Below are 10,757 nucleotides of genomic sequence, written 5' to 3' on the forward strand. Positions count from 1 at the left end.
GCCGTCCGGCTTTTTCAGCGGCGCTCGGGCTGGTTGGGCAGGTGCGCCTCGGCGGCCTTCACGCTGATCGCTCCTGTGACCGTTCCGTCGACGCCGGCGCCCGAGCCGCTCTCGGCCTCGGCCCGGCTGATGAGCAAGGGTTTTGCGAGCGGGACGGAGACCGCGGCGCTGGCTGCCGGCGCCCTGCCGGCCTTCGCGGAGGCGATGACGGTGACGATCGGCGGCTTTTCCGGGAGCAGCGCGCCGTGCGGCCACACCTTCTTCAACTCCGAAACGGTCATTGCGGCGACGTTGACGTCGATGTCGTTGAGCGTCCCCGGCACCCGATAGGGGCAGCGTTTCTTTCCGCAATTATGCGACGACGAGAACTGCCACAGCGCATAGCGGTCCCAGTTGCCCATCGGAAAGACGTCGCGAATGTCAGGCTTGTAGCGGGCATACCAGAGCGGCAGGCGGGAAAGCAGCCGATGCTGGGCGCGGTTGGCGGCGATCTGCTTGGCGGTGATGTGGTTGGTGTAGAGAATGGGATAGCGGCCGGTGCGGGCCTTGATGTGGCCGGCAAAGATCGCAGCGTCCTCGAGCGACATGTAGTCCTTGGGATCGATGCCCTCGATGTCGAGGACCATCAATTCGTCCTCGCGCGGCTCCGCATAGTCGAGGAAGTGATTGGCCTGATCGACGGGATTGCCCGGTCGCGCCAGGTGATAGGCGCCCCAGAGCAGGCCCTGGGAGCGGGCGATCATCCGGCGCGTCTGGTAGAGTTCGCGGCTGACCGCATATTTTCGCCACATCGTCTTGCAGTGGGCGACGGTGTCTCCGCCGTGATCGCCGGTGCAGGTGTAGCTTTCCGGAAGTCCGTCGGAGGCTTTCGCGATGAAGCCGGCGATGCGCTTGTCTTTCAGCATCGCTTCCCAGTCGATGCTGTTCAGTTCGTAAGCGTCGACGATGATGGCGTTCTGCCGCGCTTTCCACGGTTCGACATCTGCGGCGCGTGCGTTCGCCGCCGCAAAGGTCAGGCCTACGAAGGCCGCCAGGCGCAAGATCATCCCCGAGATCGAGATTCCCCGCTTTTCCATTCTCTGAGATTGCCGACTTAACGTTAAAGGGTCGTAAATCTCAGCCCCTCAGCCAATCTGCGCGAGAGCGTCGCTCCTGTACACTGACTCTTGGCGGTAAAGTGCGGCGGCACTCGGCTCTGGATTGCAGCGCGAAACGTGGCGTGTTGGTCGTATCCGCTCTAAAGGATGCCGACGCGTCTGAGGATCAGCCAGGCCAGGCCCATGGAGGCGGCGATGATCAGCCCGGCATAGAGGGTGCCGCCGCCGTTGGCGAAGGGCAGGGCACCCGTGTTCATGCCGAAGAAGCCGGTGACGAGCGTCGGCGGCAGCAGGAAGGCGGTCATCAGCGAGAGAATGTAGAGGTGGCGATTGGTCTCCGAGGAAATCTTGCTGTCGATCTCCTCGTGCAGCAGCCTGGCGCGCTCCTGAAGCGCGAACACGTCGCGATCGACCGCCTCCAGCCGATCGGAAAGCCGTTCGGCGACGTCGATGAAGCCCGGCGGCACCTCGTCCTCATCGGACGTGCCGGCGCGTCGCAGCAGCGCGAGGACCGTTCTCAGATGCCGATGCAGCCGCACGACGGTTCGGCGCAAGGGCGCCAGCCCCGGCTGCTGCCGGTGTCCCGCCTCGCCATAGACGCGGTCCTCGATGACGTTCAGTTCCTCCGTCAATTCAAGCACCAGCGTGATCAGCGTCCGCTGGAACTCGGTGACGAGCATTTCGAAGAGATCGATCGGCCGTCCGCATTTGGCGCTCTTCTCGACCGCCGCCTTGACGCGGTCGATGCTTCTGAGAGGATGCAGGCGGCTGGTGATGATCATCCGGTCGCTGACGGCGAAGTGCAGCCAGCCGATCGTCTTCGTCATCGTGTCGAAGGTCCGTTCGAAATCGACGAGCGTGCCATAGACAACGTCCTCAGCCACGGTGATCGCCGCCTGGGTGTCATGGCTAGTAAGGGTCGCTATCGCCGCCGGCGGGAGATTGCCAATGCGCTCGATCAGTGCCGGCGTGCGCGCATCGCTCAACGCCAGATGCAGCCAGACCCAGCCGTCGCCGGCCTGCAGGCTCTCAATCGGTGAATCGGTCGCGATACGCAAGCACCGGCTTTCTCCGGGCAGGAACCGGTAGGCCCAGACAAGGCCGGGTATTTCGGGAGAAATCAGGTTCATTTGGGCGCCGCGACGAGGGTCATGCGAAGTGGCTTCTATTCGCGCGCCATGACAGTTTTGTTACAGTCCATCGCCGTCGTGGCGTCCAGAATTGACGTTGACGTTTACGTAAAAACAAATAGTGTGCGGCCGATAGGAAGCCGAAGCGAGCCTGCGCCGACGGCCGCAAGGGAGGAGCACCATGTACAAGGCACCGGTGGACGAGATCGCATTCACCCTGAAGCACGTGGCCGGTATGGCCGATGCCGCGAACGCGGGCGTCTTCGGCGAACTCGGCGAAGATCTCGTCGATGCGATCCTTTCGGAAGCCGGCCGCTTCGCCACCGACGAGGTGGCGCCGCTCGGTGAAGTGGGGGACCGTCAGGGATCGCGGCTTATCGACGGCGCGGTCAAGACGCCGGAAGGTTGGCGCGACCTCTACCATAACTGGATTCAAGGAGGCTGGAACGGCCTGACGGCGCCAGAGGTTTTCGGCGGCCAGGAACTGCCGCACATGCTGCATGTCGCCGCCATGGAGATGTGGAACAGCGGCTCCATGGCCTTCGCGCTTGGCCCGACGCTCACCATGGGCGCGATCGAGGCACTGGACAGGCACGGTTCCGATTTCCTGAAGGCGACCTTCCTGTCGAAGATGGTCTCCGGCGAGTGGATGGGGTCGATGAACCTGACCGAGCCGCATGCCGGCTCCGACCTCGGCGTGCTGAAGACCCGTGCCGAGCGCTGCGGCGACGGCAGCTACCGCATCTTCGGCCAGAAGATCTTCATCACCTGGGGCGAGCACGACTTCACCGACAACATCATCCACCTCGTCTTGGCCCGCCTGCCGGATGCGCCTGCGGGTACGAAGGGCATCTCGCTGTTTCTGGTGCCGAAATTCCTCGTCAATGAGGACGGTTCGCTCGGCGCCCGCAACGATCTCTTCTGCCACTCGCTCGAACACAAGCTCGGCATTCATGGTTCGCCGACCTGCACGATGATCTATGGCGACGGCAAGTTCGGCGACGAGAAGGGCGCGATCGGTTATCTCGTCGGCGAGGAAAACCGCGGGCTCGCCTGCATGTTCACGATGATGAACAACGCCCGGCTGGCCGTCGGCATGCAGGGCGTGGCGATCGCCGAGGCAGCGACGCAAAAGGCCATCGCCTATGCCAAGGAACGCACCCAGGGCCGGGCGCCCGGCTGGAGCGGCCAAGGCATGAGCCCGATCGTCGAGCATCCGGATGTCGCCCGCACGCTCTTGACGATGAAGGCGCTGACGCAGGGCTCGCGCGCCATCGCCTATGCCTGCGCGCACGCCGTCGACATGGCGCATGCGAGCGAAGGGGAAGCGGCCCGCCATTGGCAGGAGCGCTCGAGCCTCTTGACGCCGATCGCCAAGTCCTTCGCCACCGACGCCGGCGTCGACGTCGCCTCTATGGGCATTCAGGTGCATGGCGGCATGGGCTTCATCGAGGAAACCGGTGCGGCCCGCTATCTGCGGGACGCCCGCATTGCGCCGATCTACGAAGGCACCAACGGCATCCAGGCGATCGACCTCGTCACCCGCAAGCTGCCGCTTTCCGAAGGTCGCCAGGTGCGCGGCTTCATCGGCGAGCTCCGCGACGTCGCCCAGGCGGTGGCGGCTTCGAACAGGCAGGAGTTCGGCGAGACCGCGGCGCGCCTCGAGACGTCGATTGCCGATCTTGAAGAGGCAACCGACTGGCTGCTTGCAGCGCTCGGTGACGGACGAACCGCCGAAGCGCTTGCCGGCGCGACCGCCTATCAGCGCCTCTTCGGCCTGGTGCTGACGGGGGCCTACCTTGCCAAGGGCGGCCTGGCGGGCGCCGGTGACGGGAAAGAGGAGGCGCGCGTCGCCCTCTGCCGCTTCGCCGCGGAGAACCTGCTCGCCGAAACGGCGGCGCTCAAGGATCGTGTGGTCACCGGGGCGGATAGCCTCGCCGCCGCCCGCTTCATTCTCGACTGAAGCAGAAACAGGAAAATCCTTATGACCGATCATGTGCTCGTCGAACGTCCGGAGGCCTATCCCGGCGTACAGGTGATCCGCTTCAACCGGCCGGACAAGAAGAACGCCATCACGCGCGACATGTACGCGAAGATGACGGCGGCGTTGACCGTCGCCGGATCGGACCCGGCGATCCGCGCCACCGCGTTTCTCGGTACGGAAGGGTGCTTCTCGGCCGGCAACGACATGAATGATTTCCTGGCTTTCGCCATGGGCGGAAGCATGGGAGGCGAAGTCCTCGACTTTCTCCGCGCCCTGGCGAGCGCGACGAAGCCGGTCGTTTCCGGAGTCGACGGCCTGGCGATCGGCATCGGCACGACGATCCATCTCCATTGCGACCTGACGGTCGCCTCAGCCCGATCGGTGTTCAAGACGCCCTTCGTCGATCTGGCGCTCGTGCCGGAAGCCGCCTCGAGCCTGATCGCCCCGCGCATCATGGGCCACCAGCGAGCCTTCGCGCTGCTTGCCGCCGGCGAGCCGCTCGAACCGGCCGCTGCCCTTCAGGCCGGACTGATCTGGAAGGTGGTCGACGAGAACGCCGTCGAGGAAGAAACGCTGTCGCTGACAGGACGACTCGCGAAGAAACCGCCGGAGGCGCTGCGCATCGCCCGCGATCTGATCCGCGGCGACCGGAATGACGTCCTCGCCAGGATCGACGAGGAGGCCGAGCATTTTGCGGCGCAGTTGAAGAGCGCTGAAGCGCGGGCGGCGTTCGAGGCCTTCATGCGCCGCTGAGGCGCCGCGCGCTCACGAACTTGCACATACGTTGAATCGCTGCAGCAAGTTCGTCATGCCACATCAATCAGCGTGCACCCGTCCACCGCGGACGCCCATCGGCTCGGTAATGCCCTCTGGATGAAATGCCTGGAGGCAAGTGCCCATATTTGGTGTTTAATAATGGAGTTACCGTATGGACGAATTTGATCAAGCATAGGTCTGCGAACGACGACGGGTTTGTCCGGACTGTCCATTTGAACTTCGTCATATGGCGAGGCATCACCGGAATGCCGCCGTCGAGGAACGAGAAGGCACTGGCTGCGTGGATGGCCACGGCGGGGTGAACCGATGGAACGACGGGACAAGGAAAGCGACAAGGAACAGGAAAACCTTTCCCGGCTCGAACGGGCCGCGCAACAAACTGCTGATCCAAAAACCATGCAACAGAAGGCGAAGGAGCCCGAGAAAGAATTTCGCTTCAGCCTTCGCAAGGAAGACATCTGGTGGACGGTTAGCTTCGCTGGCGCTGCCTTGCTGCTTTTTGGCATCCAAGTGCTGGTCAACTGGCGCTTGGAATGGCTTGACGCGCCTTCGCGCCTTCGCGTGCTGAATTACGTCAGGGGCGGCCTTCTCATTTTCACTATGTTGACCGTGGCGAAGGTCGTTGAAGTCTTTCTCATTGGCCGAATTCCCAATCGTGTTGCGCGTTTTAACCTTAAACGTATTTTTCGATTGGTGGTCGTCGTCGCCATCGTATTCGTCGCCATTTCAGTCTTGTTTGTGAACTGGTACGGCGCCGTCGTTTCGCTGGGCCTGATTTCTCTGATTCTCGGTTTTGCGCTGCAAATGCCGATCTCCAGTTTCATCGCGTGGATTTATATTCTGGCCAGGGCGCCTTATCGCGTCGGCGACCGCATTCGCATCGGCGATGCCCATGGCGATGTCATCGATGTCAGCTATCTCGACACGACGTTATGGGAATTCGGCGGCGAATATCTTTGGACCGATCATCCGAGCGGACGCATTATCAAGTTTCCGAATTCCACCGTGTTTGACACACCGGTCTTCAACTATTCCTGGCCGCTGTTTCCCTATGTCTGGAACGAAATCAAGTTCCAGCTCGCCTATGAAAGCGATCTGGAATTTGTAGCGCGAACCATGAGAGAGGTCGTGGAAGAGCAGATCGGCGACATCATGAGCCAGAAGGTGAAGGTCTATAAGCACATCCTGTCGGAAACGCCGGTGGACGAACTCGAGGTGAAGGAGCATCCCGTGGTTCATTTTCGCGTCAGCGAAAACACCTGGCTGGAGGCCATCGTGCGTTACCTCGTGCCGCCGAAGGAAGCGGGGCGCACCAAAACACGCTTGATCAAGGAAATGCTGGCGCGAATGAATGCAAAACCTGATCGCGTGCTGTTTCCAAAGAGCAATTTGAGGTGAGCTTCCTCACGCCACGAGTCGCACCTGGCCGGATGAATAGCGGCCGATAAGAGATCACCTTTCCAGCGTCGCAACCGTCTCGACATGCGCCGACCAGAGGAACTGGTCGATCGGGGTCGCCGATGTGATGCGGTAGCCGGCGGCAACGAGGATCGACAGATCCCTCGCGAGTGTCGTCGGATTGCAGGAGACTGCGGCAATCTTCTTCACGCCCGACCGGGCGAGTTCGTGGCATTGCGCCTCGGCGCCGGCCCGCGGCGGGTCGAAGACGACGGCGTCGAAGACCTTCAGCTCCTGCGCCATCATCGGCCGGCGAAAGAGGTCGCGCTTCTCGACCGTCACCGGCTTCAGGCCCTGCGTGTTGCGTGCGGCGAAGTCGAGCGCCTTCAGCGCCTTGTCCTCACCCTCGACGGCATGCACCCGCGCCGTTCGGGCGATCCGGAGTGCAAAGGTGCCGATGCCGGCGAAGAGATCGGCCACGCGCTTCGCCTTGCCGAGATGGTCGAGCACGAGCTTCGCCATCGCCTCCTCGGCCGGCCGTGTCGCCTGCGTGAAGGCACCCGGCGGCGGCGACACCGGCACGCCGCCGAAATCGATCAGCGGCTTGACCGGCTCGATGATAATCTCGCCGTTCAGGCTGACGCGCGCGATGCCCCGCGCGCCGAGAACGGCTTCCACGGTCGAACGTCGCTGCCGGTCGCCGAGCTTGATGTCATCGAAGGCGAGGTCGAGACCGGTGTCGGTCTCGAGCACGGTGATCCGGAACGGCTCGCTGCCAGACGCCATAGCCGACGCGATCTTGCGGATGGTCGCGAGCCGCGAGACGATGCCCGGGCTGGTGATCGGACATTCGCCGATCGCGACGATATGGTGGCTTTGCGCCTGATTGAAGCCGAGCAGCAGTTCCTTTTCGGTTCGCCGGGCGGTGAACACGGCGCGCCGGCGCTCGCCGGACCGGGCGATGATCAACGGCGCGACCTCTGGCGTCAGGCCTTTCGACTTCAAGGCGTCGATGACGAGATTGCGCTTGAAGGCGTGATAGAGCGGGTCGGAGGCGTGCTGCAGGGTACAGCCGCCGCATGTGCCGTTGATGCCGTCCGGGCCGAAGTGCCGACACTTCGGTTCGGTCCGCTCCGTGGAAGCCTCCTTCAGCGAAATCAGCGTACCATGCGCCTTGTTGACGGCCAGCGCGACGCTTTCGCCGGGCAGGGTGAAGGGCGCGTAGACGGGTCCGGCTTCGGTCTGCGCGATCCCATCTCCCTGGGCACCGAGCCGGCTAATGGTGACGATCTGAGTGCTCATGGCTTCAGCCCCGCAAGCAGAAACTCCTTGTTGCCGTCGCCGCCGGCAATGGGCGAGGGGACGAGGCCGAGGCTTTGCCAGGCCATGTCCTCCACTAGCCAGCGCTCGAGTTCTGCCGCGACAGTCGGGGCGCTCTCCGGATCCTTGAGGAGCCCGGCCTTGCTGATCGCATCGCGTCCGGCCTCGAATTGCGGCTTGACGAGCAGGATGCAATTGGCGCCCGGCTCGGCCAGCGACAGTGCCGGCGGGAGAGCCAGCTTCAGCGAAATGAACGAGACGTCGGAGGCGATGAAGGTGATCGCCCGGTTGCCGATATCGTCCGCTGTCATGGCCCGGGCATTCAGCCCTTCGATATTGGTGACCCGCGGATCTTCCGCGATACGCGGATGCATCTGTCCGTGGCCGACATCCACGGAAACCACATGCGCGGCGCCGCGCTTCAACAGCACCTCGGTGAAGCCGCCCGTCGAGGCGCCGATGTCGAGGCAGGCCTGGCCTGCCGGATCGACGCCGAAATGGTCAAGCGCGGCGACCAGCTTCAGCGCTGCGCGGGAGACATAGGCCTGCGCCGGATCGTCGATGGTGATCGCCGCGCTTTCGCCAAAGCTGGCGGCTGGCTTGGTCACGGTGCGGCCGTCGACCTTGACGGTGCCGCGCTGGATCGCATCGCGCGCCCGGGCGCGGCTGGCCACCAGGCCTTTGTTCAGGAGCAATTGGTCGAGGCGGATCATGGGCGTTTCGTTGGACATGGTCCGTCATGGCGCGTCGTGCCGCGCAATGCAAGGGACCCGGACGAGCCGGGTTGAATTAAGCGAAATTAAATCAAAGGATGCGAATCCTTCGCGTCGGCAGGACTCCCACGCCGCACCATGATCGGTGCGTTTCCCTGCCATATCCATGTACATGTTTGGAATGGTGAAGAGCGTCGGCCGTCAAACACGGCCACGATCTGCCGCCCTCCAGCTTGCCGTCGCTTCCTTGCAGGATCTTACCCATGTCCCTGAAGTCCAATCCCCTTCGTCGCAAGCTCGGCCTGACCTTTCTCGGCCTGATTGCCCTCTTCCTGGCCGTTTCCGCCGTCGTCTATTGGAAGGCCGAAGACGCCAGGCGGGCCTCCGTTCGCCAGCGCGAATCGGCGCGCGTCGTAAACCTCATCGACGAAGCGTCCCAGGCGATGCTGGAGCAGGCCGTCAACCTGCGCGGCTTTCTGCTCTTCCGCAGCGACAGCACCTATAACGACGTCTTTGCCAATCGCAAGCGGATGGAAAAGAGCATCGCGGCCGCGCGCGATGCGGTCTCCGCCGAGCCGCAACTCGTTGCTCTGATCGACGACATGCAGAAGGCCGCCGACGTCTATTTCAACGAGCTCGCCAAGCCTCAGATCGAGGCGCGCCGCACGACCGAGATGCCGATTCCCGAAATCATCGAAATTGGCCGCAAGGCTACCAAGGGGCAGCTCGACATGTTCCGTGAGGCGGCTGCGAAGATCAAGCAGCAGGCGAATGCCTGGTCGGCGGAGCAGCAGGTCCTGCAGGCAAACGCCATGTCGGTTCTGGCAGCCACGCTCGTCATCGGCGCGGTGGTTGCAACAACGCTCGCCATCCTCATGGCCTGGGCGCTGTCGCGAGCGATCGTACGGCCGATCATCGGCATGACAAACGCAATGGGCAGGCTCGCCGGTGGCGATCACCAGATCGATGTGCCCGCCCTCGACCGCAAGGATGAAGTCGGGCAGATGGCCCGGGCGGTGGTGGTGTTCCGGGAGGCCGCGGTCGAGAAGCTGAGGCTCGCCGGAGAAACCGAAAAAATGAAGAACGAGGCCGAGGCCGACCGTACCCGGACCGATGCTGAAAAGGCGCGCGAGGCTGCCGAAATACGATCTGCCATGGACGCGCTCGGCAATGGCCTGACCGCTCTCGCCGAGGGCAACGTCGCCTATCGCATCGACGTGCCTTTCGCGGCGCGCCTCGACCCGTTGCGCCTCGATTTCAACCAATCGCTGGAAAAGCTGCAGGCGACATTGCGTGCCGTCGGTCAGAATGCCGGCGCTATCAGCGCCGGCGCCCACGAGATCCGCGAGGCTGCGAACGACCTCGCAAGACGCACCGAGCAGCAGGCAGCTTCCGTCGAAGAAACGGCGGCCGCCCTGGAGGAGATCACGACAACGGTTCGCGATTCCACCAAACGCGCGGAAGATGCCGGCATTCTCGTCGAGCGGGCGCGGGCAGGGGCGGAAAAATCCGGAGACGTGGTCCGCAGCGCCGTGAGCGCCATGCATGCGATCGAAAAGTCGTCGGGTGAAATCTCCAACATCATCGGCGTCATCGACGACATCGCCTTCCAGACCAACCTTCTGGCGTTGAACGCCGGTGTCGAAGCCGCCCGCGCCGGCGAGGCGGGCAAGGGCTTCGCCGTCGTGGCGCAGGAAGTGCGTGAGCTCGCCCAGCGTTCGGCCAACGCCGCCAAGGAAATCAAGGCGCTGATCATGACGTCTGGCGATCAGGTTCGCACCGGTGTGCAACTCGTCGGCCAGACGGGCGAGGCACTCGAAGCGATCGTTGGCGAGGTGCACGAGATCAACGGTCACATGCGTGCGATCGTAAAAGCGGCGCGCGAACAGTCGACCGGGTTGCTGGAAATCAATACGGCAGTCAATGCGATGGACCAGGGCACTCAGCAGAATGCTGCCATGGTCGAGCAGTCTACGGCGGCCAGCCATGGGCTCGCTCGCGAGGCGGCCGCATTGGACGAACTCATCCGCCAGTTCAAGCTAGGCGATCGAAAGGAAGGAGCCGCACTCGCCGTCGCGTCGGCGGCTTCAAAGCCGGTTGCCTCTCCGGCCCGGCTGCTTGGGCAGAAGGTGACGCGCTCCTTCGGCTCGGCGGCCGTGGCGCAAAGTCAGGAGTGGAGCGAGTTCTGATCGGATACGATCTCTGTAGACGCTCGGCCCGGCCGGTTGGTCGGGCCTTTTTCTTTGACCGGTCTCGACTAGGTCGTGTGGACTCTTGGGATTCCCAAGGCTGAGCAAATCAGATTATGGGATGGCCCGCCCCTCTCCGGAGCGATCGG

General features: G+C 63.4%; 8 protein-coding genes. 4 read left to right on the forward strand and 4 right to left on the reverse strand.

Annotated elements, in window-relative coordinates; all coding sequences use genetic code 11:
• Positions 1-14 precede the first annotated feature (14 nt).
• Entirely contained in the window at positions 15-1,076 is a 1,062-nt protein-coding gene (locus ATC00_RS01280; protein WP_037379247.1) for a glycoside hydrolase family 25 protein, read from the reverse strand.
• 161 nt (positions 1,077-1,237) lie between these two features.
• The gene (locus ATC00_RS01285; RefSeq protein ID WP_064251719.1) at positions 1,238-2,227 is read right to left on the reverse strand and encodes a transporter; all 990 of its coding nucleotides are present in this window, start codon (positions 2,225-2,227) and stop codon (positions 1,238-1,240) included.
• Between the two features lie 181 nt (positions 2,228-2,408).
• Between ATC00_RS01285 and ATC00_RS01290 the strand changes: the two genes are divergently transcribed.
• From ATC00_RS01290 to ATC00_RS01300, 3 genes are all read left to right on the forward strand, one after another.
• On the forward strand, positions 2,409-4,190 hold the full coding sequence (locus ATC00_RS01290) for an acyl-CoA dehydrogenase (protein WP_064251720.1): 1,782 nt from the start codon (positions 2,409-2,411) through the stop codon (positions 4,188-4,190).
• 21 nt (positions 4,191-4,211) lie between these two features.
• Complete coding sequence (locus tag ATC00_RS01295; protein WP_064251721.1) at positions 4,212-4,964, forward strand: crotonase/enoyl-CoA hydratase family protein; 753 nt, start codon at positions 4,212-4,214, stop codon at positions 4,962-4,964.
• Between the two features lie 330 nt (positions 4,965-5,294).
• Positions 5,295-6,386: a mechanosensitive ion channel family protein gene (locus ATC00_RS01300; protein ID WP_064251722.1), complete on the forward strand. Its 1,092-nt coding sequence runs from the start codon at positions 5,295-5,297 to the stop codon at positions 6,384-6,386.
• Positions 6,387-6,440: 54 nt separating this feature from the next.
• Here the strand turns inward: ATC00_RS01300 and ATC00_RS01305 are convergent, their stop codons facing one another.
• Complete coding sequence (locus tag ATC00_RS01305) at positions 6,441-7,688, reverse strand: class I SAM-dependent RNA methyltransferase (protein WP_064251723.1); 1,248 nt, start codon at positions 7,686-7,688, stop codon at positions 6,441-6,443.
• On the reverse strand, positions 7,685-8,437 hold the full coding sequence (locus ATC00_RS01310) for a TlyA family RNA methyltransferase (protein WP_064251724.1): 753 nt from the start codon (positions 8,435-8,437) through the stop codon (positions 7,685-7,687). The genes ATC00_RS01305 and ATC00_RS01310 overlap by 4 nt, the downstream gene beginning before the upstream one ends.
• Positions 8,438-8,682: 245 nt before the next feature.
• Between ATC00_RS01310 and ATC00_RS01315 the strand changes: the two genes are divergently transcribed.
• Positions 8,683-10,608 carry a methyl-accepting chemotaxis protein gene (locus ATC00_RS01315; protein WP_064251725.1) on the forward strand — a complete coding sequence of 642 codons (1,926 nt, stop codon included), beginning with the start codon at positions 8,683-8,685 and terminating at the stop codon, positions 10,606-10,608.
• Positions 10,609-10,757: the final 149 nt, after the last annotated feature.

The sequence above is a fragment of the Sinorhizobium americanum genome (assembly GCF_001651855.1).
GTDB classification, from domain to species: Bacteria; Pseudomonadota; Alphaproteobacteria; order Rhizobiales; family Rhizobiaceae; genus Sinorhizobium; species Sinorhizobium americanum.

Excerpts from the sequence above, each read along its gene's own strand:
- ATC00_RS01280 (WP_037379247.1), bottom strand. The coding sequence starts at position 1,076 with ATGGAAAAGCGGGGAATCTCGATCTCGGGGATGATCTTGCGCCTGGCG.
- ATC00_RS01285 (WP_064251719.1), bottom strand. The coding sequence starts at position 2,227 with ATGAACCTGATTTCTCCCGAAATACCCGGCCTTGTCTGGGCCTACCGG.
- ATC00_RS01290 (WP_064251720.1), top strand. The coding sequence starts at position 2,409 with ATGTACAAGGCACCGGTGGACGAGATCGCATTCACCCTGAAGCACGTG.
- ATC00_RS01295 (WP_064251721.1), top strand. The coding sequence starts at position 4,212 with ATGACCGATCATGTGCTCGTCGAACGTCCGGAGGCCTATCCCGGCGTA.
- ATC00_RS01300 (WP_064251722.1), top strand. The coding sequence starts at position 5,295 with ATGGAACGACGGGACAAGGAAAGCGACAAGGAACAGGAAAACCTTTCC.
- ATC00_RS01305 (WP_064251723.1), bottom strand. The coding sequence starts at position 7,688 with ATGAGCACTCAGATCGTCACCATTAGCCGGCTCGGTGCCCAGGGAGAT.
- ATC00_RS01310 (WP_064251724.1), bottom strand. The coding sequence starts at position 8,437 with ATGTCCAACGAAACGCCCATGATCCGCCTCGACCAATTGCTCCTGAAC.
- ATC00_RS01315 (WP_064251725.1), top strand. The coding sequence starts at position 8,683 with ATGTCCCTGAAGTCCAATCCCCTTCGTCGCAAGCTCGGCCTGACCTTT.